This is a genomic window from Planotetraspora phitsanulokensis (assembly GCF_016863295.1).
Lineage (GTDB): Bacteria > Actinomycetota > Actinomycetes > Streptosporangiales > Streptosporangiaceae > Planotetraspora > Planotetraspora phitsanulokensis.
Genome location: NZ_BOOP01000034.1, coordinates 135,015 through 158,983 on the forward strand (window position 1 = coordinate 135,015; position 23,969 = coordinate 158,983).

The window sequence follows — 23,969 nt, forward strand, 5'->3', positions numbered from 1 at the left end:
AAGATCCACGGGACACGCCTGGTACGGGCCGGTCACCTACGTCTCCCGTGCCCATGCTTGGAGCGCCATCCGCCGTGGCGCCGCCCACCCTGGGAGAAGCGGAGCCTCTGGGAGATCTTGCAGCGGCGGCCCCCGCAGCGGCCGGACTGGGTGATGGTGTTCTTGCTGACGCTGTTCACCTGTTGCACGCCGATGTGGGTCGACGGGCTGTTGATGGCCGGCGCATTCTGGTTGTGCCGCCCGTGGTTGTGGGTCCGGATGGGGCCGCGCTCGTTCGCGGAGGCGGGTGCCCATGTGGTCTGAGTGGTCGCCCCGGCGCTCGCGCTCGCCTGGGGTGTGGCGATGAACCCGCAAAGCGTGGCGGCGGCTGTGGTCAGCGCCAGCAGCCGTACGCTGACCGCCTTGCCGACAATCGAACTCCCCGCAAGATGACGACTCATTTCGTCGTTCACCTGCCTCTCATCCGCGGCCGATGATCGCCTACGAAGCGGACATAAAGGACATAAGGGACATAACTCATACCCTGTGGCCGGGCGCTGGTCTCCTGTCAAGTGGTCTAGGGCGGAGGGGATTGCTCCCTCTTTGTCGTCCTTACGTGAAGTCAGTCCATTCCTGCGGTGAGGAGCGCGCTCGCCAGTGCCTCGGGATGGGTGAACATGGCCTCGTGCGGGCCTTCGCATTCGACAATGCGCGGGTTCTCCAGCCTGGCCGCCATCTCGCGGTAGAGCTCGAATGGCACGCCCCGGTCGTCACACAGGAATACGTAGCTTGCGGGCAGTCGGGCAGTCCAGAAGCGGGGGAGTGAGACAGGTTCGGCCAGCCACCCCAGCGGAGCCGGAACCAGGCGGGCCGCGACGGCGGCACACTGTTCCTCGGTGGCGCCATTCATGAAGTGGGCCTTCCACACGTCGAGGCTCATCGGGATCGTCTGGTCCGGGCGCTGCGCGGCGGTCGCCCGCTGCGCCTCGGCGTGGGGCGGTGGAAACACGTCATGGATCGCCTCGCCGTCCCGAAGCACCCAGGCGTCGACGAAGACGACCCTGCGCGTCATCTCGGTGAGGCGGTCTGCCGCGTACTGGATCACGGGCCCCCCGCCGCTGTGACCCACCTGCACGAAGTCGTCCAGGCCCTGCTGCTTGATCGCATCGATCAGCCCCTGCCCGATGGCGGTGAGAGTCACCCCGGCCCGGTCCACGTCGCCTTCCTCCGAGCCGCGAAGGGTCGGTGCGAACACCTGATGGCCGCCGGCGCGGAGGCGTGCAGCAACGGCGTCCCAGCACCATCCGCCGTGCCATCCGCCATGAACCAGAACAAACCGCATGGGACGCTCGTCCGATCAACTGCTGATTGGGATGCGTGGGGTCCCTGAAGCGGCGGCGGAGAATCCCACGGTTATGGCGGCTTCGCCCCAGCCGCCGGCTCTTCAGCTCAACCGGCCCCGGCAGGTTGAAATCCCTCGCGGGCGGAGCCTCACCGACCATCGTACGAGCGAGGCCGCCTGTGGCCCGGGCGGGCGCGGCGTCCCACCGGCCCGCACAGGCATGCACGGCGGAAGGGCCCCCTTGCGGTGGGCCCTTCCGGTCAGTGCATCAGGCGCCCGATCACCTCTTCTTGACGAGCGTCACGCTGACGGACCGGCTCGCACTCTGACCGGTCGCGTTCTTGAACGTGATCGTGAGATCGACGGGGAGCCTGCCCGACTTGATCAAGGTTGGGCGATACTCGGGCGCGGCCGTCACGGTCATCGTGAAGGTGCTCCCGTCGTGCACCTGACGGGAGACCGTGGTCACCTTGTCGCCGGACAGGGTGACCGTGCCGGCCGTGTTCACGGTGGCGGTGATCGTCGCCGTGCCCGCCCCGGCGTCGGTCTCCACCTTGCCGATCTTCATCGCCGGCGGCGGGGTCACGGGGGCGACGGTGTAGGTCACCGGCTTGGAGCGGGTCGCGTTCCCGGACGAGTCGACGACCAGCGCCTGGAACGTGACGTGCCTGCCCGCGTCCTTCGGACCCGGTGTCCAGCTGAGCCGATACGGCGAGGTCGTGGTGCTGGCGACCTTGGTGCCGTCGACGATCAGGGACGCCGACTGGACGGCGAAGTCGTCGACGCCCCGGATCAGCGGATGCACCGCCGATCCGACCTGGAACACCGATCCCCGCCCCGGGTCGGCCACTTCGGCCGTCGGCGCGTGGTCGGCGACGCGACCCGCTCCGGCCGGAACCTTATGCGGCGGCGACGAGCGAAGACCGGTGACGACGACCGTGGCCGCGCCCGTGTTGTCGGGACCGGAGACGGCCTTGGGTCCTGTGCGAGGGCCGCCCGCGATCGGGCCGAAGTAGCTGCCCGACACGGTGAAGGGTGCGCCTAAGCGGACAGCGGTGTTGCCGGCGTCGGCGTTGTACACCGCGAACCCGTTCCCGGTGAGGATGTCGCCGGAGGCGGTGAGCGCCCCGGCCGTATCGGTACCGGCGTCGGTCAGCAGGATGCCGTACGACTGCGACGGGGCGGGCGTGAAGTAGTTCCCGGTGATCCGGCTGTCCTTCACGAAGCCGGTCACCCCGCTGGTGTACTTGACGCCGACCTGCGCGTACAGGCCGTTCGGCTTGCCCGTGACGACCGTGCCGGTTACGTAGCCGTGGTACCGGATGCCGGTCCGGACGGTGTTGTCCGGGCTGCCGTCCTTGCCGCGGGCGCCGTCGAACAGGATTCCGCCTGACTGGTAGCCGGTGACCACGCTGTCGGCGACGGTGAGCTCGCTCTCGACCGTGCCGGAGCTCGCACCCTGGATCACGCCGGTCTTGACGACGCCCCAGCCGTGCGGGTGCTCGGCCAGTTCCTGCGCGTCGGTCGCGACCTTCATCGGACCGATGACGCTGTCCGCGACCCGTCCGGCCGCGCCGAAGTAGGCGACGCCCGCCTCGGCCCAGACCTTGCCCGAGGTCACCGTCACCCCTGAGATGTCCACGAACATCTCGTTGGTGTCGGTTGAGCCGAGAGACTGCCTGGACACCGTGATCACGTTGCCGCCGCCGTCACGCAGGTACGGCTGATCGCCCGCCAGGGTCCCGAGGGACTGGTCCGGCTCGATGACCACCTTGTCCGCCCCCGCACCCTTGATCTTCAAGGGCTTGTTGATGGTCAGGCCGTTCCTCGCGCCCGCCTGGACGGGGTTGGAATTGCTGTTCGCCGGCGTCGACGACTCCTGGTAGACGCCCGCGCACACCACGATCGTGTCCCAGGGCGCCGCGTGGTCGACGGCCGTCTGGATCGAGGTGAACTGGGCGTTCGGGCACTGCTTCCTGTCGTCGTCGACGGTCCAGGTCGTGTTCCCCTGCGGGTTCGCGACCACGTCGTTGAGTTCGACGTCGCCCGGAGTGTTGTCGTAGGCGGCGAGGTAGGTCGCCGGGTCGGGACCGCCGAGGGCGGACCGGCCGTAGCCGGCGCCGTTCGCCTTGTCGCCGTCCGAGAGGATCTTCGACCCCGCCTCGCTCTCCTGGAAGCGCACGTCGGCCATCTCGATCGAGCCGGACTTCGGCATGTCGCCGACGCCGAAGCGGAACTCGAGCTTCGACAAGGAGCCGATGTCCACGCCCTGTGCCGCGAACTCGCTGAGCGGGACGCGGATCTGGTCGAGGACGATGTGCGTGTTCGGCGTGTTCGTACCGGTCGACATGTGCAGGGCGTTGCCCCAGCGGGGGTCCCCGGCGTCGACCGTGGCCTCGTGACCGGTCGCGTCGCTCAGCGCGATCACGAAATGCTGGGTCGTCGAGGTCGGGTCGTACGACGTCGGCAACTCGTTCGGCCACACCGGGCTCGCCGGGGTGCCGTTCACCGTCGTGTCCCTGGTGTTGTCGCCGCGGTCGTCGGCGCCCGGGTTGCGGGTGTCGAAGAAGTTGACGGCGGCGTCCAGAGCCAGAGCCTTGAGGCCCCGCATGTCCTGCGAGGCGGCCGGGATCTGGGCGGTGAGCGTGGCGGCCGAGCTCTGGTCCCACGCGAGAGTGAGCTGGCGGCCGTAGGAGTGGTTGATCGGACCGTTCTCGCGGGTGCCGTTCTGCCCGCCGAGTGCGCCCGCCGCAGGCAGCGGGCAGGGCTTGGCCGCGGCAGGCAGCCCGCTCTTGCCGAGTTGCGACGGTGCGAAGTCCTGGGGCTCCGGGTTGCACCAGTCGTAGCCGCCCTCGGTCGGGGCCGGCTTCGGCGCGACGCCGGCGGACTGCGCGTAGGGGTCCGTGAAGCCACTGCCGCTCAGGGAGCCGCCGAGGGCGTTGAGCGTGAGCGGATTCTCCACCTCGGGGCGAATCACATCGACCCGCTCCTGCGGCGCGGCGAAGTAGGTCGTGTTGACGCGCTCGTCGCAGGGGATGGCCGTGCCGGACGGACTCGTGGGGCAGGCCGTCGGCGGGATCTGGAGCCCGGTCGAGGTGTTCGAGAGCTCGCCGGTCATGTACGGCTGAAACGCACCCTCACCACCGACGTAGCGACGGAGGAAGGCGGCCATCGTCGCCAGTCCGAGCTTCTCCTGGTCGCCCATGCGCGCCGCGTCACCCGAGATCTTGGTGTTCACGGCGGGGTTGAGCGGATCGGAGTTGTCGATCGCGTAGTTCAGGTTCGGGTCGGTGTAGCTCGCGGCGCCACTGAGCCGCAGGTTGTGCGGGTGGACGTTGTTGGTCGCGAACGGTGCCGAGTTGCCGCACGCCGCGTCGTTGTTGCCCTGGCCGTCCGCACCGCCGTCGGCGTACCAGACGGTGTTGTACCAGTTGTGGATCGCCCCCAGGTGCTCCACCTGGATCCGCGGGAAGGGGTCGCCCGGGTTGACGTACTGGCTGCGCTCGAACAGCCGGGCGCCCTGCAGGTTGGAGACGTCGCCGTCACACATCGGCAGGATCGCCATGTACGGCATGCCGTACGGAGCCTTGCGCTCGTAGTCGACCGGCGCCAGCGAGATGACACCGCGGATCGGATAACGCGGGCCGTCGGTGCGGATGCGGTTGTAGTCGAGGAAGTTCGCGACCGCGTCCCCACCCCGCGAGTGCCCCATCAGGCCGATGCGGGTCAGGTCGAGGTGGCCGGAGAGCGTCGTGCCGACGGTCGTGTGCGCGTCGACGGGCAGACCCTTGGCCCGGTTCGCCGCGCTGATCGCGTCGAGGGCGGCGGCGATGAGCATGCGCCGGTTGTGCATGCCCTTCCCCTTGTTGTTGTCCTGCCGCATCATCAGCTGGTCCTGCGAGACGGAGAACGTCGTGTATCCCCAGGTGGCGAGGTTCTCCGCGAGGTACGCGTAGCCGTTCTCGTTGTGCTTGAACTGCGCACAGGTGACGTTCGCGCTGTCCTGCCCGGAGTCGCACGAGCCGTGGTTGCCGTGCACCAGGATGATCAGCGGCGAGGGCTTGGTCCGCCGGGTCCAGTCCGGCGTGTAGAGCTGACCGCGAATCTCGACCTGCTCCGGCGCCTGCGCCGTCCCTGCCGTCGGGGCGGCTCCGTCGGAGTTCGGCTCCTCGATGGTCGCCAGGCCGAACTTGGCCTCTTCGACGACCCGATGCCCGAACGGCCCGCGGGCCGTCGGGTCGGGCAGGTCCGCCGAAGTCGTCGTCCGCGTCGCCGTTGCGGGCGGCGCCGTCGTGGCAGCCGTGGCCGGAGCTGCCGTCGCCAGTGAGGTCAGCGCTACCGGGACCGCCAGTACGGCGATCACCCGGAGAAGCGCCCGAGCGCTCCTCCGTGTTGGTACTTTCACACGCTCTCCCGAAAAAGGAGTTGAGAAGTATTGCAATCGGGGACGCTAGTGATCACACGTTTCTTGGATGTTTCTTGCGGTGAACGTCTCATTTGTTGAGATCTTTTATGCGGGGCGCCGCAGATGATGACCGCCCGCGCCCGGAGCGCTCCGCCGGATTCGCGCTCGCTGACGACAACCGCGCCGCGATCCGGACCTGCTGATATGACGGGGGAGGTGCCTGAAACACCGACCGGCGACCTCGCGACGGCGTCTGGGTCGCTGAATTCACCGACCATGCTGGACTTGTCGCGCCGGCCCGGAGACACGTGTGTCGTCGTCCGCGGGGAGAGCGAGCAACCGCGTTTCACCGACAGTGACGGGCCCTGGAAGGAGGCCGTTCAGGGCCGTGGAGGGCCGCCATCCGACGTGACAGCCGTGCCGCCGGCATGACCGTCCGCTGAAGCGGGACCTGGTTCAGCCGCTATACGACAGAACCGGATTCACGAAAGGCCGAGGTTAAGGCGTACGTCTATGTCCGGCGGTCAGGAGAGAGCCTGACAATGCGCCAATGGCTCGTAACTCCGGGTTACCGCCCCCGGGGTTCGGCGATCCGATTCTTTTAACACCGAATAAATACGTGTGTAACAAACTCCGGTGTAACCTGGTTCAGGTTCGGACCCGATTCGGAAGCCCGTCGTATCCATTTCCCAAGTCGCCGGAGTTCCGCCCCGAGATACTCATTTCTCGGCGGAGTCGCGTCCGAATCAGACGTTCCCCCGCTTCCGCCTTTTCGTATCCCTCGTCCTGGCCGTTGAGCTCAGAACAGACCGTTCGTGGGCGGCTCGGTCCCGTTGAGCCGGAAGGCGCCGACGACAGCGGCCTTCCAGTACCGGGGGTTGTGGTTGGCGACGGTGCGGGCGTTTCGCCAGTGCCTGTCCAGGTTGTGCGTACGCCCGGTCGCAGAGCCGCCACCGACGTCGAACAGCAACTCGGCCGACTTGAGCGCGGCTTCGACCGCGAAGACCTGTGCCTGAGCCACTTCGACGGACGCCGTGGTCAGCAGATCGGGACGTAGGTCGGCGCGCCATGCCCGGTCGATCGAGGCGGCGGCGTGCAGGACGGCCGCTTCGGCGGCGTATGCGCTGGAGGCGATCGCGCCCACCGCGTGCTGCACATAAGGGTCGTCCACTGACCGATGCGCGGTGCTGTGCGCGATGGGCCGGGCTCGCTCGCGCGCGAAGGCGGTCGCGTCCGCGAGGGCGTTCTTCGCGATCCCCGCCTCCACGGCGGCGAGGTAGAGCTGCAGAAACGGTGTCACGGGTGAGCGCCGGCCACCGGTGTCCGCGGCCCTGATCTCGTCCGCGTACACGGTGACGTCGTTCAGATTGGTGGTCCCACTGGCGGTGAGCCGCTGGCCCATGCCGTCGAAGTCGTCGACGAGCTCCAGTCCTTCCCGGTCGCGGGGGAGGGTGAAGAACACCTTCTCGCCGTTGTCGTCGAGGGCGGCGGTGCTGACCCAGTCCGCGTACAGCGCTCCCGTGCTGTAGAACTTGCTGCCGCTGACCGAGAAATGGTCGCCGAGCCGGGTGATCCGGGTCTGAATCGCGCCATTGGCCCCACCGACCTCCCAGCCCGCGTTGCCGAAGACGTCTCCCGCGAGGAAGCGGGGGAACCACTTCCGCCGTTCGGTTTCGGGTCGGGTCAGCAGCCCCTCGACGAAACCGAAGCTCGAGCGGACCGCCTGGGCGATGTTCGAGTCGGCGGCGGCCAGATCGATGATGAAGCGGAACGCCTCCTGGACCGATGAGCCGGCGCCGCCGTGTTCGACCGGGATCCGGTAGGTGAACAGCCGCGCCTGGGCGATCTGACGGATCTCCGCGTGCGGCAGCCGCCGGACGCGCTCCCGTTCACCGGCGCCTTCGGCGAGGCCGGGCAGGAGCCGGGCGGCACGTTCGTACAGCTCAGCCGGATCGGCACGCTCGGTGAAGGGCGGCCCCTGAGTGTCTCTGGTCATCGTCGGCGGGCGTCAGCGGGACGACGTCGAGGCGAAGGGGATGGACGCCTCCTGGTCCGCGCCGTCCGCCGCCTGCGGGTGCTCCCAGAGCCCGCGGCTGCGCAGGATGGGCAGCACGCCCTCGCCGAACCAGTACGCCTCCTCGACGTGGGGGTGGCCGGAGAGGATGAACTCGGTGATGCCGAGGCGGTGGTACTCCTCGATCCGGTCGGCCACCTCGGTGTGGCTGCCCACCAGCGCGGTGCCGGCCCCGCCGCGGACCAGTCCCACTCCTGCCCACAGGTTCGGATAGATCTCCAACCCGTCTCGTTTGCCGCCGTGCAGGGCCAGCATGCGCTTCTGCCCCTCGGACTCACTGCGCGCGAGGCCCGCCTGGACGTTCTCGACGGTCGCCGGGTCGATGCCGTCGAGCAGCCGCTGGGCCTGCGCCCACGCCTGCTCACTGGTATCCCGGCTGATCACATGGAGCCGGATGCCCTGCCGGAGGCTGCGGCCCTCCGCCGCCGCGAGCCCGGACACCCAGCTGATCTTCTCCGCCACGGCCGCGGGGGGTTCGCCCCACGTGAGGTACGCGTCGACGTGACGGGCCGCGACCTTGCCCGCGGCGGCGGACGAGCCGCCGAAGTAGACGTCCGGAACGGGGTCGGGCAGCCGGTTGAGCTGTGCGCCCTCGACTTTCAGGTGCTCACCCGCGAAGTCGACGACCTCCCCGCGCCACAGGGCCCGCACGATGTGGAGGAACTCGTCCGCGCGGGCATAGCGGGCGTCCTTGTCGAGGAAGTCCCCGTACGCGCGCTGCTCGTGGCTCTCCCCACCGGTGACCACGTTGAGCAGCAGCCGGCCGCCCGAGTGGCGTTGGTAGGTGGCGGCCATCTGGGCGGCCAGGGTCGGTGAGGTGAGACCCGGCCGGAACGCGACCAGGAACTTCAGCCGCTCGGTCGTGTCGGCGAGCATGGCCGTGGTCAGCCAGGCGTCCTCGCACCAGGCGCCGGTGGGGGTCAGGGCGCCGACGAAGCCCAACTGCTCGGCCGCCTGCACGATCTGGCGCAGGTAGGCCAGGGTGGCCGGCCGGGCTCCGCCGGCCGATCCCGCGGGAAGTCCGTGGCCGCCGCCGACGACGTCGCGGCTGTCGCCGTACGTGGGCAGGAACCAGTGAAAGGTCAGAGTCATCGTTGTTTCCCTAGAGCAGACCGTGGCGGGGCGGAAGTTGTCCGTTGAGCACGTACCGGCCGATGTGCTGAACCTTCCAGCGGGCGGGGTCGTGCAAGGTGTGGGTGCGGGCGTTGCGCCAGTGCCGGTTCAGGTTGAGCCCTTCCAGGCTGGACCTGGTGCCGCCCAATTCGAAGACGGCGCTGCCGAGCTCGACTGCGACCGGGTCCGCGTAGGCCTTCGCGGTCGCGACCGCTATCGAGGCCGTGCCGGCGGACTCCGCGGTCAGGTGGTCTCGCGCCGCGTCCACCGCTTCGCCGGCGGCGGCCAGCAACGCCTCGGCGGCGCGGACCTTGATGGTCAGCTCGCCGACCCGCTGGATGACCAGCGGGTCCTCCGCCGCGGTTTCCCGGCCGCTCTCGAACCAGGGGCGTGCCTTGGTCCGGACGAACTCCACCGCCTCGGTCAGGGCGCCCGCCGCGATTCCGACGTCGATCGCCGTGTGGAGCAGTTGCGCGAGTGCGCCGTGCAGTTGGGGTCCGGTGAACGTCAGGTGGTGGGGCACCACATGACCCGCCGGCACGCGAACGTCCTCGAGCCGTACCGTGCCGCTGGCGGTGGTGCGCTGCCCCATCCCCGCCCAGTCGTCCACCACGGTGAGCCCGGGCGCGTCGCGCGGCACGTAGGCGACGTGCAAGGTCTCGTCCTCCTGACGCGCCAGCACCGGGATCCAGTCGGCGAACAACGCGCCCGTGCTGTAGTGCTTGACGCCGCGCAGCACGAAGCCGTCACCTTCGCGGATCAGCCGCGTCCGGTAGTCCTGCACGTGCTTCGTCCCCGCCTCTGACTGGGCGTTGCCGAAGCGCCTGCCGGCCAGCACCTCGCCGAAGAAGAACTCCTGCTGCGCGGGGCTGCCCTGCCGGCGCAGCACGTTGACGTAGACGATGTGGCTCTGCGGGATCTGGGCGATGTTCGGGTCGGCGGCGGCCAGCAGCCGGAACACCTCGGCGACGGTCCGCGCGCGCACGTCCGCGCCGCCGTGTTCCCGCGGGACGGTGACCCCGAGCAATCCGCTGGCCGACAACCGGTCCAGTTCCTGTCGGGGGAGCCGTCGCTGGGCGTCCCGCTTCGCCGCTCCCGCCGCGAATTCGCCGGCGAGCTCCGTCGCCACGGCCAGCGCCTCCGCGTCGTCCGCGATCACATGCGCGGTCGATCTGTCAGGAGCTCGCGATGGGGGGCTGTCGATGCTCATGGCGCCGTCCGTTCGTGCGTGGTCACGTGAGAAGGCTAATTCATGTAAAACAGGTAGGCAAACCTTGTTTTAATGTCGTGGGGTCCTTATGGTGTGGCGTCATGGCGGGCCGGCATTCCGCCGAGCCCCGCCAGTGGCCGCCGAGAGGCCACCTGACCCGGTCCCAGTCCCGAACAGACGAGCTCGGCCGGGCCGTATCCGCCAGATCGACCGGAACCCACAGTGAGTGAACGTGACTGACCTCGAACGCCGGATCATCCACTTCAACCTCTTCGAGATGAACTGCGTCGGCCACATCCAGCACGGGCTGTGGACGCATCCGGAGAACAACAGGCACCGGTACACCGACATCGAATACTGGACGGACCTGGCCAGGCTGCTGGAGCGGGGGCTGTTCGACGCGGTCTTCCTCGCCGACGTGGTGGGTCTCTACGATCGCTACCGGGGCGGGTGGGAGACCGCCGTTCGAGAGGCCGTACAGGTGCCGGCCAACGACCCGCTGCTCGTGGTGCCCGCGATGGCCGCGGTGACCGAGCATCTCGGGTTCGCGGTGACGTTCTCCACCACCTACGAGCCGCCGTTCGCGCACGCGCGCCGGATGTCCACCCTGGACCACCTCACCAAGGGGCGGGTGGCGTGGAACGTCGTCACCTCCTACCTGCGCAGCGCCGCCAGAAACTTCGGGCTCGACGACGAGATCGAGCACGACCTGCGCTACGAAATCGCGGAGGAGTACCTGGAAGTCCTCTACAAGCTGTGGGAGGGGAGCTGGGAGGACGGCGCGGTGATCAGGGACGCGGAGCGCAGGGTGTACACCGATCCCGCGAAGGTCCACGCGATCGACCATGTCGGCAAGCACTTCCGCGTCGCCGGGCCGCACCTGTCCGAGCCGTCGCCGCAACGCACTCCCGTGATCTATCAGGCCGGCAACTCCGAACGCGGCAAGGACTTCGCGGCCAGGCACGCGGAGGCCGTCTTCACGGGCGCCCCGTCCCTGGAGGCGCTGCGCGACGAGATCGCCGATCTCAAACGGCGTGCCGCCGCCTTCGGCCGCGACCCCGACCACGTCAAGGTCTTCCCCGGTGCCTCCGTGATCGTCGCCCCCACCCAGGGGGAGGCCGACGCCAAGGTGGCGGACCTGCAACGCCATGTCAGTCCGGAAGGGTTCCTGGCGCAGCGCGGCAGCGGGATCGATCTCGCGGCCTACGACCCCGACGAGACGATCGACGACATCGTCGCGCGGGGAGGGGACTTCACCGAGCGTGCGATCCGCCCCCTGGTGGGCAGAGGACTCAAGGTCCGGGACGTGCTCGCGTCCGTCGGCCGTATCGGACAGGGTGGGCCGTTGTTCGTGGCCGGCACGCCGGAACGGGTGGCCGACGAGATCGAGCGCTGGGCGGACGAGACCGGCGCCGCGGGGTTCAACCTCATGCAGTACCTCTCCCCGGGCACGGCCGAGGACTTCATCGAACTCGTCGTTCCGGAACTGCAGCGGCGCGGACGCTATCGCACGTCGTACGACGACGTCACGTTGCGCGAGCGCCTGCTGGGCCAAGGCATACACCGGCTGCCGGACGCCCATCCAGGCGCCGCGTTCCGCCGGGGACCGAAGATCCAGGCGTCGGACTGACCCGCACGGCGCGGGCGGAGTCCCCGCGCGGCCGCCCGGCTGCCGCTTCGGGCAGGCCTCTTTTGAATTTCTATGTATAACCAGTAGGAAATGTTGACTTCATGACCTGGAGCTCGTACGTTGAGTGGCGTGAGTCAGGATGTCCGACTGATCCGGCGCCAGCACGTGGACCTCTGCCACGTCGCCAGTGCGCAATGTCGCTGATTACGGGCCGTTCCTGGTCGGTGGCATCGCCGCCGCCCCTACCGAGCCCTGTCGTCGTCCCATGGCGAGTCCGAGGCTGCGATCGCCTCGTGAACACCCCATATGCCGCCGCCAACGGCTCCCGCAGGTGAACCGCAGCGGGTGTCCGTGGCATGGACACGAAAGAGAGATCAGATGAGCATCGTGACGTCGGCGGGCAGCCTGCAAGCGCGTCGCCCCAACCATGACGTGGCCCCAGGGATCGTCCGCGAACCGAGCAGCTTCACGCCGAGGATCGAGGCGGACGTCCTGTGGGTCGCGACCGCCTGGGCCGGCCGGGTCGCCCCGCGAGGGGTTCCGGTTCGCTGGGAAGGGGCGGGAAGGTGACCGAGACCCTCCCCGGACGGGCCGTGGACGGCGAGCAGTTCCGCAGGGCGCTCGCGGCGCACGCCGCGGGAGTCGTGGTGATCACGGCTCAGACCGGGGGAATCCCCGCCGGTCTGACCGCGACGTCGTTCTCCTCCGTCAGCCTGGAGCCCCCGCTGGTCTCCTTCTATGTGGACCAGGCGTCGACCACCTGGCCCCGGATGCGTTCGGCCGACCACTTCGCCGTCAACGTGCTCACCAGCGACCAGGGCGAGCTGGCGGCCAGGTTCGCCCGGAAGGGCGTCGACCGGTTCGCCGAGCCGACACGCTGGCGCCCCGGCCCGCATGCCACGCCGCTGCTGAGCGACGTGTCGGTGCATCTGGTCTGCCTGCCGTACGCGACGGTGGACGTGGGCGACCACGTGCTCGTCGTGGGCCTGGTCTCCGAGGCGGCGGTGCACGGTTCCGGCCGGCCACTGCTGTACCACCAGGGCCGTTTCGGCCGATTCATCCCTCACTCCTGATCGCCTGATCAACGTTTCGCACCGGCCGCCGCCCACGCAGCTCGGCCGGAGACTTCCGCGTACCCGCAACCCCCTCCGAGGAGCGTCAGTTGTCCCCCTCAAGAACCGTCCGTAGTCTCGTCGCCACGCTGGCCGGCCTGTCGCTGCTGACCGCGTGTGGCGGCGGTACCGCGGGCACCGTCGACGGCGGCTCCACCCGACCGGTGCGCGGTGGCACCCTGAACCTGTCGATGTCGCTCGATCCGTTGTGCCTGGACCCGCATGCGATCTCGTCCGACGTGGAGCAGATCTTCGGGCACATCCTGACCGACAACCTGGTCTACCTGGACGAGAAGGGCGACCCGTCGCCGTGGCTGGCCACCTCCTGGGAGATTTCGCCCGACGCCAAGACCTACACCTTTCACCTGCGTAAGGGCGTGACCTTCAGCGACGGGGCCGTGTTCGACGCCCAGGCGGTCGTCACCAACTTCGAGCACATGCTCAACCCGGCGACCCGCTCGCCACTGGCCGGCCCGTACATCGCGCCGTACAAGGACGGCAAGATCATCGACGACCACACGCTCGAGGTGCACCTGTCCCGGCCGTACGTCCCGTTTCTGACCGTGCTGGCCCAGGGCTGGCTCGGCATGGAGTCGCCCAAGGCGATCAAGGAGAGCACCCCGGCCCAACTGTGCGAGCACCCGGTCGGCTCCGGTCCGTTCGTGCTGACCGGCTACACGAAGAACCAGAGCGTCACCTTCGCCCGCCGGGCCGACTACAACTGGCCGCCCGACCTGTTGAAGCGCAGCGGTCCGGCCTACCTCGACGGCATCAAGGTCGACTGGGTGGGCCAGGACGCGGTGCGCTTCAACTCGCTGGTCAGCGGCCAATACCAGGCCACCGGCTATCTGCCGGCGCAGAACGCGCAGACCGTGAAGTCCAACCCGAACCTCGAGTACCACAACAACAACCGGATCGGCTGGCCGTTCACCCTCGACTTCAACGTCTCCCGGGCGCCGTTCGACGACATCGACGTCCGCCGGGCCTTCGCGGCATCCGTCAACGTGCCGGCGATCATCCAGACGATCGGGTTCGGGCAGCGGCAACCGGCGACCGGCTTCCTCGACCGGGTCACCCAGTATTACGACCCGAAGGTGAAGTTCCCGGGGTACGACCCCGCGAAGGCCAACCAGCTCCTCGACCAGGCCGGCTGGACCGGGCGCGACGCCGACGGTTACCGCACGAAGGACGGCAAGGTCCTGGAGGCGCAGTTGCCGGTGACCCAGACGGCCACGGTCAGCCCGATCTACAACCTGGTCCAGGCACAGGCCAAGGCGGTCGGCTTCAAGGTGAACGTGAACCTCCTGCCCCTCACGCAGGTCACCACGCTGCGGTACGCCGGCGACTACGACCTCCTCTCCGGGGTCTGGCACACCAACACGCCGGACGTGCTCTACATCAAGTACGCGACGGAGAGCATCCCGAACGACAAGCGCCTGGGGCAGAACCTGTCCCACCTCTCCGACCCCGAGATCGACACATGGTTGGAGCAGGCCCGCCAGACCACGGACAGCGCGAAACTCAAGGACCTGTACGGCAAGGTCCAGCAGCGGCTGGTCGACCTGGTGCCCGGCGTCCCGATCTATGACAACTCGGTGTTGTGGGCGACGAGCAAGAAGCTGCAGGGCGTCATCACCGACACGTCGCACGCCACGCCCGTGTTCACCTACGCGTGGCTGACGAAATGACCACCCGCGGCGCGACGGCGACCCTGCTCGCCGGGCACCCCACCCTGGTCGCCATAGCCAAGCGGATCGGAGTGCGGCTGCTCGCCGGGGTGGGGGTTCTGTGGGGCGCGGCCACGCTCAGCTTCATCGCGTTGCACGTCACCGCGGGCGACGCCGCGCTGTCCACCGTGGCCGGCCAGGGCGCCAACCCGACCAAGGAGGTGCTGGACCAGGTCCGCCGGGACCTCGGCCTGGACCAGCCTCTCTACCACCAGTACCTGGACTACCTCGGCCGCCTGCTCCACGGCGACCTGGGCCGGTCGTACCAGCAGCGGATCGCGGTGAGCCAGGCGATCTCCGAGCAGCTCGGCCAGACCGTTCAGCTCGCGGTGGCGGCGGCCGCCGTGGCGGTGCTGCTCGCGATCGCGGCGGCGGTGCTGACCGCGCGGAGGCGGCCGTGGCGGTCGATCGCCTCCGGAGTGGAGCTGACGCTGTCCGCGACGCCGACGTTCGTGATCGGCATCGTGCTGCTCATCGTCTTCTCCTTCACCCTCAAGGTCCTGCCCGTCTCCGGCAACGACGGGCCGCGCGCGCTGATCCTTCCGACGCTCACCCTGGCGTTGCCGATCGGCGCGGTGCTCGCCCAGGTGCTGCGCGGCGAGCTCGAGGAGGTGCTGGAGCAACCCTTCATCCTCACGGCCCGCAGCCGCGGCATGCGAGACACCGTGGTACGGGTGCGGCATGCCCTGCGCCACGCGCTGGTGCAGATCGTGACGATGTCCGGCTTCGTGGTCGGCGGTCTGCTCGGCGGCGCGGTCATCACCGAGACGCTGTTCGTCCGCCAGGGCGTGGGGCAGCTGATGCTCTCAGCGGTGACCACCAAGGACATCCCGATGGTGCTGGGCCTGGTGGTCTTCGCCGCCTTCGTCTACGTCGTGGTGAACCTGCTGGTGGACATCGCGTACACGGTCATCGACCCGAGGCTGGTGACCCGGTGAGCGCGTTGACCGCCACGGGGGCGGTGCTGCCGCGGGCGAGTCGGGTCCGGCTGCGCCCCGGGCTGATCCTGGCCGGGCTGTTCGTGGCGGCCGTCGTGGTCGCCGCCCTCGTGCCACAGCTGCTGGCGCCGCACGATCCCTTGCAGATCGGTGCCGAGGGGGCGTTCCTGCCCCCCGGTGGCAGTCACCTGCTCGGTACCGACGAGTCCGGCCGCGACGTGCTCAGCCGCATGGTCTACGGCGCCCGGCCCTCGCTGGTGATGGGGCTGGGCGCCACGGCGATCGCGGTCACCGGCGGCGCCGTGCTGGGTCTGGCGGCCGGGCTGGGCAGCCGGCTGACCGAGAGCCTCATCATGCGGCTGATCGACGTGGTGCTGTCCATCCCGGAGTTGCTGCTGGCGCTGGTGGTCATCACCCTGGCAGGCGCCGGCAGCACCAATGCGATGTTCGCCGTCGCGTTCGCCGGCATCCCGTCGTACGCGAGGATCGTGCGGGCACAGACGCACATCGTGCGCCGCTCCACCTTCGTCGAGGCGGCCACGGGGCTGGGCATACCGCGCTCCACGGTGGTCTGGCGGCACGTTCTGCCCAACGCGATCCGGCCGGTGCTGGTGCTGTCGACCATCGGGGTGGGCAGCGCGATCAGCGCCGGCGCCGCACTGAGCTTCCTGGGGTTGGGCGCCGAGCCGCCGGCCGCCGAGTGGGGCGACATGCTCTCCAACGGCCTGCAGTACATCTCCAACGACTGGTTCCTGGTGGCCGTGCCGAGTGTGGCGATCACGCTGACGGTGCTGTCCATCACCGTGCTCGGCCGCGAACTGCGCCGCCGCTCCGAAGGGAGAACCACATGACCAGCCTGCTCGAGGTCACCGGGCTGAAGGTCTCATTCCACGGCACCACGGTCGTCGACGGCGTCTCCTTCACCCTGCAGCGCGGGGAATGCCTCGCGTTGGTGGGGGAGTCGGGCTCCGGCAAGAGCGTGACGACCCGCACCCTCGTCGGCCTCCCCGGGTACGGCGCCCGCGTGCACGCCGAACGGCTGCGCTTCGACGGCACGGACGTCACCGGCTTCACCGACCGGACATGGCGGCGGGTCCGCGGAGCGCGGATCGGGTTCGTGCTCCAGGACGCGATGGCCTCCCTCGACCCCCTGCGGCCGGTGGGCCGGGAGATCGCCGAGCCGCTGGCCCTGCACACCTCGATGAACCGGGCCGCGCGGGCCGCGCGCGTACACGAACTGCTGCACTCCGTCGGGGTGCCGGAGCCCGAGGTGCGGGCCGCCCAGTACCCGCACCAGCTGTCCGGCGGACTGCGCCAGCGGGCGCTCATCGCCTCGGCCATCGCGTGCGGCCCCGAACTGCTGCTCGCGGATGAGCCGACCACCGCGCTCGACGCGACCGTCGCCCTGCAGGTGCTCGATCTGCTCGGCTCGCTCAAAGGCAACAGCGGCGGACTGCTGATCGTCAGCCACGACCTGGCGGTGGTCGCCCGGCTGGCCGACCGGGTCGCGGTCATGAAGAACGGCCGGATCGTCGAGCTGGGCGACACCGAGGCGGTGCTGCAGGACCCGCAGCACCCGTACACCAAGGCGCTGCTGGCGGCGGTGCCGTCCGAGCACGCGAAGGGCACTCGGCTGTCGGCAGTGGAGCGGCCCGCGGCCTCCGCGCCGGTCTCGGTCCCCGTTCCGGCGCCGGCAGGGACGCCCGTCCTCACCGCCGTAGAACTCCGCAAGTCGTTCCCCGGGCCGGACGGCGTCGCGCGGATCGCGGTCGAAGACGTCTCACTGACCCTGCGGGCCGGCGAGACGCTGGGCATCGTGGGGGAATCCGGTTCCGGCAAGAGCACCACCGCCCGGCTGCTGCTCGGCCTGGAGACGCCGGACGCCGGCGAGGTGCGGGTCGACGGGACCCCGTGGACCGCGCTGACCCCCGAGCAGCAGCGCGCCCATCGGCGTCGGCTGCAGATCGTGTACCAGGACCCGCTCAGCTCCTTCGACCCGCGCTACACGGTCGACAGAGTCATCGGTGAAGCGCTCGGCGTCGCCGGTTACCCGCGTGGCACCCGTCGCCGGGACCGCACCGTCGAACTCCTCGAGATGGTCGCGCTCGACGCGGGATATCTGCGCCGGAGGCCGCTGGAGTTGTCCGGCGGGCAGCGGCAGCGGGTGGCCGTCGCCCGGGCCCTGGCCGCCGAGCCGGAGGTCATCGTCTGCGACGAGCCGGTGTCCGCGCTGGACGTCTCGGTGCAGGCGCAGATCCTCGACCTGCTCGCCGACCTGCAGGCTCGGCTGCGGGTGGCGTATCTGTTCATCTCTCACGACCTCGGCGTCGTGTACCACGCCAGTGACAGGGTGCTGGTGATGCGGCAGGGGAGAGTGCTGGAGTCCGGCGACGTCCGCAGCGTCTTCACCGACCCGCAACACGATTACACCCGCGAACTGCTCGCCGCGATCCCGCGCCTGACCACTCGATCGGCGCAGCCGCCTACCCCCTTGGGAGTGAGCTGAGCTCCGCGGCACGACTCCACTTCACCCGCCGTTCTCCTTGGAGTAGGAAGGTGATGCCGCGCACATCGTCGGCACCAGCGAGGAGGGGCGTCGCGTGTCCCAGCCCGATACGGCATCCACCCTGGGAAGGACTCCCGCGTGGCGCTACGCCATCGGGATGTTCGGCACCTCGATCCCGATCAACATGATCAAGGGATCGATGATCCTGTTCTACGTCGACATCCTCGGGCTCGACGTTCGCGCTTACGGCGCGGTCATGGTGGTCTACGCGGTCATCGACGCGCTCGACAACCCGCTGCTCGGCCACCTCTCCGACCGCACCCGAAGCCGGTTCGGCAGGCGCCGCCCGTGGCTGCTCGTCGGCGCGCCGATGCTCGCGGCCTGCATGATCGCGTTCTTCTCCACGCCGAAGTCCGCACAGGGTGTCGGACTCCTGCTCTGGTTCGCGGTGTTCGCGATCCTGTGCGAGGCCTTCGACTCGATGCTCAACGCGAACTACGGCGCGCTGCTCCCCGAGCTGTACCCGCAGGAGCGCGACCGCGCGGTCGCCAACAGTCTGCGCCAGGGCTTCCAACTCGTGGCACTCGTGATCTCGCTCGCGGTCACACCGTTGCTCACGACGAAAGTGTTCGGCACCGAGGAATCCACCGAAGGCTTCCAGATCACAGCGATCATTTATGGCGTGGTCGCGCTCGTCGTGATCGTTTTCATGGCGCTCGGCGCGCGCGAGAGTCCCCGCTACTCCACGCGCGAGCGGCCGCTGCTGCTGCGCAGCGTGTGGTCGATCGTGCGCAACCCGATGTTCTGGACGGTCGGGCTCACTGGCGCCTGCTACGGCATAGCCATGGCACTGGTCCTCTCGGGCATCCAGCTGTACGTGCGCTACTCGCTTGGGCTCCCGGTGGAGAACGCGCTCTACCTTCAGGGCATCGTCATCCTCATCTCGGCGGGCGGCCTCGCGGTGTGGACGCGCGTCGTCGCACGCCGCGGCGCCCTGTGGACCTGGCGGCTCGCCTTCGCGGTCCTCGCGGTCAGCTTCGCGGCCTTGTTCTTCGCCACCGACCTCGTCACGGCGATCGCCGCGGGGGCGCTCGTCGGCGTCGGATGGTCGGGAATGCTCGCGACGAACGACCTCATCGTCGCGCGCGTGCTGGACGCCGACGCCGCGCGCAACGGGGAGCACCGCGAAGGACTCTTCCTATCCGCGTTCGGCTTCTTCAGCCGTCTCAACGGGATCGTGACGGGACTCGCCCTCACATCCCTGGGCGTGTTCTTCGGCTACAACTCAGGTGACGACCCCGGGACAGGCGCCGGGCTCGCGTTCCGGGTGTACCTGTGCGTGTATCCGTTCGTGCTGACGGCGATCGGGGCGGTCGCCGCGAGATTCGTGTCGATCCCGCTCGAGACGCCGCCTGATGCGGCTGAGCCGGTCGAGCCGCCGCACGACGGTCCCGTGAACGAGTCCCCCGCGGAGCGCACCTGATGACCCGTCGCGTCGTGATCACTGCCGACGATCTCGGCCGTGAGCCCGGGACGACGGAGGTCGTCGTCGCACTGCTCGCCGAGGGGCATGTCACCGCGACGACGCTCATCTCCGTCTCGCCGGTCGCGGTGCAGGCCGCGAACCTGGTCCGGGAGCTCGGCGTGGTGCCGCGGCTGCACGTGACGCTCACGAGTGAGCGCGGGCTTCCGCGCTGGCGGCCCCTCAACGGCGCGGCGAGCCTCGTCGATCCGGACGGGACACTCAGTGACGATCCACTGGCTCTCGGGGCCCGCGGCGAGGCCGGGGATGTCATAGGAGAGGCGGACGCACAGCTGCAATGGATGCGCGACCGGGGCCTCACGCCCGAAGCGGCCGACTCCCACGCAGGCACCCTCTACGGCCTGCACGGCCGATCGTGGCTCGCCGAGACACTTGAGTGGTGTGCGCGCCGCGGCCTCGCCTTCCGGCTGCCCCGTGATCCGGAGCCGTACTTCGGCGCGCCGCTCCCGCCGCGGCTCGCGGCGGCGCACGAGCGTGCCGTCGCTCTCGCCGACGCACTCGGTGTGCCCATCCCGCAGACGATCGCGACCAATCGGAGCCGGGCACACGAGCTCGGCTCCTACGAGCGACTGCGGGACGAGTACCTCCACCGGCTCGCGGCCCTGCCCGAGGGGACGAGCGAGTTGTTCCTGCACCCGTCCCGCGAGGACGCGGTCACGGGACCGGACGGCATCGTGCGGGCCTGGGAGGCGCGGTTGCTGCGTGACCCGGCGTGGCTCGACGCCCTCGGGAGTGAGGGCGTCGAGGTCGTCGGCGACTGGTGGAAACGCCCCTCGCCGGAATCTCTTTGATCAAGTCGTCGTCGAGGCAGGGAAGGACGTACCCGGACGCCTCGGAGAGGCATCGAATCGAATGCGCAAGAGATCTACGATGTAAAGGCGCGCGCCCGGCCTGGGGCTACGTGGCAAGACCGTCATCATCCTGCCCTGATCGGTGACCGTTCGCCGGTCGGGGTGCGGGGGAGCGGGGCCGCGGCCTCGGGGGCGGGACGCTCACGCTCGTCCGCGGCGGAGAACTCGATGTTGTTGATCGTGCTGATGGCCATACTTACGCAAGCGTTTACGTTTCAGTCAAAGCGGGCGGATGAGATCACCGGGTGCTTTCACTTCGTAAGTACCTTGCCACCGCGCTCGCCGGTGCTCTGTTCGGCGCGGGCCTCGGTGCCGTGCCGGCGGACGCCGGCACCGCGCCGGCCAAGGTTTCCGACCCCGTCCGCTATGTCGACCCGCTGATCGGCTCGGCCAACGGAGGCAACACGTACCCCGGTGCCGTCCGGCCGTACGGAATGATCTCCTGGAGCCCGACCAACACCGCAGGAGACCAGACGAACGCCGCAGGCGCCAACGGGTACGCCTACGGCACGCCGCGGGTTCGCGGGTTCGCGCTGACGCACGTCAACGGCGCGGGCTGCGCACCCGGGGCCGCGGGAGACATCCCGATCATGCCCTATGTCGGTGCCGTCACGTCCTCGCCGACGGCGGACACCCGCGACGCGGTCTACGCCAGCACCTTCAGCCACGCCAACGAAACGGCGCAGCCGGGTCGTTACACCGTCATGCTCGACTCAGGTGCCAAGGCCGACCTGTCGGCCACGACCCGCGCGGGCGTCGGCGAGTTCACCTTCCCCCAGGGCGCTCCCGCCAACCTGCTGTTCCGGGTGTCCAACTCGCTCAACGGCAGCGAGGACGCGGAGATCACGATCGATCCGGCCGGCCGTACGGTGACCGGTTCGGTGCTGACGGGCGCCTTCTGCGGGCGGCGCGCCAACGGCGGGGTGAACAACCGCAAGACCTACTACCGGCTGTATTTCGTCGCGTCGTTCGACCGTGACTTCGCCGGCAACGGCACCTGGGTCAACAGCGAGTTGCGGCCCGGAGCCACGACGGCGAGCGGCGGCGAGGGTTACGCGACGGGCGCGGACCGTGCGGGTCGCGGGTCGGGCGGATACGTCAGCTTCGACACGACCTCCGACGCCGACGTCCAGATGAAGGTCGGCATCTCCTACACGAGCCTGGACGCCGCCAAGGAGAACCTCAAGCGCGAGATCAAGCGGAAGGACGACGTCGCCTCGGTGGCGGCCGACGCTCGCCGGGCCTGGAACGACCAACTCCGGTCGATCGAAGTCGCCGGCGGGTCCGACGATCAGCTCACCACGTTCTACACGGCGATGTACCACTCCTTCCTCGAGCCCAACGTCTCCAGCGACGTCGCCGGGACCTACCTCGGCTCCGACCAGAAGGTGCATCGGCTGGCCCACGGCCAGCGCGTGCAGTACGGCAACTTCTCCGGCTGGGACCAGTACCGTGCCCACACCCAGCTGCTGGCGCTGCTCGAACCCAAGGTCGCCGGTGACTTCGCGCAGTCGCTGTACAACCTCGCGCAGGAGAACGGCGGCGTGTGGGACCGCTGGATCCACGTCAACGGCCCGACGCACGTGATGACGGGTGACCCGTCGGCCCCGACCCTGGCAGGGTTCTACGCGCTGGGCGTCCGGAACTTCGACGTGCGCGGCGCGTTCGGCTCCCTCGTCCGGCAGGCCACCGTGCCGAACCCGGGGAACCCCTCCGACGCCGGATGTCCGGGGCAGTGCGAGGGCCAGCGCCCCGGCCTGGCCGATTACCTGAAGCTCGGCTACGCACCGCAGAACTCCTGCCACTGCTGGGGCGGCGCGGCGGAGACGCTGGAGAACTCGACGGCCGACTTCGCACTCGCCGACTGGGCCGAGCGGCTCGGGAAGACCTCCGACTACCAGACCCTGATCCCGCGGGCGAGCTGGTGGCGCAACACCTTCAACCCCTCGGCCGCGAGCGACGGGGGATTCCAGCAGGCGCGCAACGCCGACGGCAGCTGGGTGTGGCCGTTCTCCACGACTTCCGAGACCGGGTTCGCCCAGGGCACCAGCGCGACCTACACATGGATGGTCCAGCACGACGTGTCGGGGCTGGCAGCCGCCATGGGAGGCGCGCAGCGGGCCTCCGAGCGTCTCGACGCGTTCTTCCACCGCCCTGACGGTTCGTGGGCGACCGGCGGAGACGGCTTCCGCTACGACCCGACCAACGAACCGGGCATCCACACGCCGTGGCTCTACAACGCGCTCGGGCAGCCCTGGAAGACCCAGGAGACCGTACGGGCGATGGCGTCGCGGGTGTACAAGACCGGCCGGGGCGGCCTGCCCGGCAACGACGACCTCGGCACGATGTCCGCGTGGTACGTGTTCGCCGCGCTCGGCATGTACCCGCAGACGCCCAGCCGCGCCGAGATGCTGCTGTCGAGCCCTATGTTCCCCAAGGCCTGGGTCAAGCGCGACGGCGGGCCGACCATCACGGTGACCGCGCCGCAGGCGTCGCCCGACAACATCTACGTGCAGGGGGTGCGGGTCGACGGCAAGACCTCCAACCGGTCCTGGCTGTCGGAGTCAGTGGTCAACAAGGGCGGTGACGTCGTCGTCGACGTCGGTGCGACGCCCGACACGTCGTGGGGGACGAGCACGGCCGACCTGCCGGTCGACCACGTGCCCACCGCGGACGTTCCCGTGCCGAACCTCCCGGGCTCCTGTGTTCCATCCGGCTCGTACTGCGCGCAGGTTCTGCAGTACGACGTGGACGGCGTGTCCACCGCGGACGCCAAGGCCCAGGGAAACCTGGACGGAAAGGGCTGGAGCTTCCCTGCGGAGCAGTTGCCCGCTCCCGGCCTTCGAACCGTGGCCGGTCGCGACTACGTGATCCCCCAGACGGCGGGTACGGCGGGGAACTTCCTGAGCCTGCGCGGCCAGCGGGCCTACCTCACCCCGGGCCGTTACGCCGCCGTCGACCTGCTCGTCACCGCCGTGAACGGCGACCAGCAGGCCGATGTGACCGTCACCTACGCTGACGGCACGACGTCGACGGCCCCGCTGAAGGTGACGGACTGGGCGAGCCCGTTACCTCATTTCGGTGAGGAGACCGTGATCACGGCGGACACGCGCTACAACGTCAACGGCACAGCCGACGGCCGAGCGGTGCGCATCTGGCATGTCACCCTCCCGGTCGACTCGAACCGCGAGGTCGTTTCGCTCACGAGCACCGCGACCGCGAACCTCAAGGTGTTCGCCCTCAGCACCACCCGCGCCTGAGGGTCGCCGACGAAGATCACGGTCTTCTCGCGCAGGAGGTCATGCGGGTGACGACCGGTGCGCCGGGGGCGGGACTGCCCCGGCGCACGTCGTGGTGAAATACCTAGTAATCCTATAGGGATAGTTGACAATATGGTTCTCCTCGGCACACGCTGAGACAAGGCAGACGTACACATCACCCCTCGAAAGGTGTGAGCGAATGACCCAGGTCCATGACCAGGCGGCGCCCGTCGGCATCGACGGGTCCTACCGGCACATTGACGTCACAGAGGTCGGGGG

At 69.3% G+C, this 23,969-nt stretch carries 17 protein-coding genes; 10 read left to right on the forward strand and 7 right to left on the reverse strand.

Annotation, left to right across the window (positions count from 1 at the left end; all coding sequences use genetic code 11):
- Positions 1–32: 32 nt before the first annotated feature.
- The 6 genes from Pph01_RS32605 to Pph01_RS32630 form a co-directional block, all read right to left on the reverse strand.
- Positions 33–440 carry a hypothetical protein gene (locus Pph01_RS32605; protein WP_204077034.1) on the reverse strand — a complete coding sequence of 136 codons (408 nt, stop codon included), beginning with the start codon at positions 438–440 and terminating at the stop codon, positions 33–35.
- Positions 441–601: 161 nt separating this feature from the next.
- Entirely contained in the window at positions 602–1,321 is a 720-nt protein-coding gene (locus Pph01_RS32610) for an alpha/beta fold hydrolase (protein WP_204077035.1), read from the reverse strand.
- Between the two features lie 280 nt (positions 1,322–1,601).
- The gene (locus tag Pph01_RS32615; RefSeq protein WP_204077036.1) at positions 1,602–5,726 is read right to left on the reverse strand and encodes an Ig-like domain-containing protein; all 4,125 of its coding nucleotides are present in this window, start codon (positions 5,724–5,726) and stop codon (positions 1,602–1,604) included.
- 799 nt (positions 5,727–6,525) lie between these two features.
- Positions 6,526–7,722: an acyl-CoA dehydrogenase family protein gene (locus tag Pph01_RS32620; protein ID WP_204077037.1), complete on the reverse strand. Its 1,197-nt coding sequence runs from the start codon at positions 7,720–7,722 to the stop codon at positions 6,526–6,528.
- A 12-nt stretch (positions 7,723–7,734) separates the two neighbouring features.
- Positions 7,735–8,892: an LLM class flavin-dependent oxidoreductase gene (locus Pph01_RS32625; protein WP_204077038.1), complete on the reverse strand. Its 1,158-nt coding sequence runs from the start codon at positions 8,890–8,892 to the stop codon at positions 7,735–7,737.
- A gap of 10 nt (positions 8,893–8,902) precedes the next feature.
- Positions 8,903–10,123 (reverse strand): SfnB family sulfur acquisition oxidoreductase, encoded by a 1,221-nt coding sequence (locus tag Pph01_RS32630; RefSeq protein WP_204077039.1) that lies wholly within the window; start codon positions 10,121–10,123, stop codon positions 8,903–8,905.
- A 232-nt stretch (positions 10,124–10,355) separates the two neighbouring features.
- Between Pph01_RS32630 and Pph01_RS32635 the strand changes: the two genes are divergently transcribed.
- The 9 genes from Pph01_RS32635 to Pph01_RS32675 all read left to right on the forward strand — a co-directional run bounded on the left by Pph01_RS32635 (position 10,356) and on the right by Pph01_RS32675 (position 20,370).
- Entirely contained in the window at positions 10,356–11,753 is a 1,398-nt protein-coding gene (locus tag Pph01_RS32635; RefSeq protein ID WP_239117179.1) for an LLM class flavin-dependent oxidoreductase, read from the forward strand.
- Positions 11,754–12,131: 378 nt separating this feature from the next.
- Positions 12,132–12,323, forward strand: coding sequence for a hypothetical protein (locus tag Pph01_RS32640; RefSeq protein ID WP_204077040.1), 192 nt, complete (start codon positions 12,132–12,134; stop codon positions 12,321–12,323).
- The gene (locus Pph01_RS32645) at positions 12,320–12,826 is read left to right on the forward strand and encodes a flavin reductase family protein (protein WP_204077041.1); all 507 of its coding nucleotides are present in this window, start codon (positions 12,320–12,322) and stop codon (positions 12,824–12,826) included. The genes Pph01_RS32640 and Pph01_RS32645 overlap by 4 nt, the downstream gene beginning before the upstream one ends.
- Positions 12,827–12,915: 89 nt before the next feature.
- A complete protein-coding gene (locus Pph01_RS32650; protein ID WP_204077042.1) occupies positions 12,916–14,553 on the forward strand; it encodes an ABC transporter substrate-binding protein in 1,638 nt (545 codons plus the stop codon).
- Positions 14,538–15,530 (forward strand): ABC transporter permease, encoded by a 993-nt coding sequence (locus tag Pph01_RS32655; protein ID WP_239117180.1) that lies wholly within the window; start codon positions 14,538–14,540, stop codon positions 15,528–15,530. Before Pph01_RS32650 ends, Pph01_RS32655 begins: the two co-directional genes overlap by 16 nt.
- Positions 15,527–16,381 carry an ABC transporter permease gene (locus tag Pph01_RS32660; protein ID WP_239117181.1) on the forward strand — a complete coding sequence of 285 codons (855 nt, stop codon included), beginning with the start codon at positions 15,527–15,529 and terminating at the stop codon, positions 16,379–16,381. The genes Pph01_RS32655 and Pph01_RS32660 overlap by 4 nt, the downstream gene beginning before the upstream one ends.
- The gene (locus Pph01_RS32665) at positions 16,378–18,036 is read left to right on the forward strand and encodes a dipeptide ABC transporter ATP-binding protein (RefSeq protein WP_204077043.1); all 1,659 of its coding nucleotides are present in this window, start codon (positions 16,378–16,380) and stop codon (positions 18,034–18,036) included. Before Pph01_RS32660 ends, Pph01_RS32665 begins: the two co-directional genes overlap by 4 nt.
- Positions 18,037–18,130: 94 nt before the next feature.
- A complete protein-coding gene (locus tag Pph01_RS32670; RefSeq protein ID WP_239117182.1) occupies positions 18,131–19,519 on the forward strand; it encodes an MFS transporter in 1,389 nt (462 codons plus the stop codon).
- Positions 19,519–20,370 carry a carbohydrate deacetylase gene (locus Pph01_RS32675; RefSeq protein ID WP_204077044.1) on the forward strand — a complete coding sequence of 284 codons (852 nt, stop codon included), beginning with the start codon at positions 19,519–19,521 and terminating at the stop codon, positions 20,368–20,370. Before Pph01_RS32670 ends, Pph01_RS32675 begins: the two co-directional genes overlap by 1 nt.
- Positions 20,371–20,495: 125 nt before the next feature.
- Here Pph01_RS32675 and Pph01_RS43460 read toward each other — a convergent pair whose 3' ends face one another.
- A complete protein-coding gene (locus Pph01_RS43460; RefSeq protein WP_275412899.1) occupies positions 20,496–20,624 on the reverse strand; it encodes a hypothetical protein in 129 nt (42 codons plus the stop codon).
- A 51-nt stretch (positions 20,625–20,675) separates the two neighbouring features.
- Here Pph01_RS43460 and Pph01_RS32680 point away from each other — a divergent pair, with 51 nt between their 5' ends.
- Positions 20,676–23,690 carry a GH92 family glycosyl hydrolase gene (locus Pph01_RS32680; protein WP_204077045.1) on the forward strand — a complete coding sequence of 1,005 codons (3,015 nt, stop codon included), beginning with the start codon at positions 20,676–20,678 and terminating at the stop codon, positions 23,688–23,690.
- The last annotated feature ends 279 nt before the right edge of the window (positions 23,691–23,969 follow it).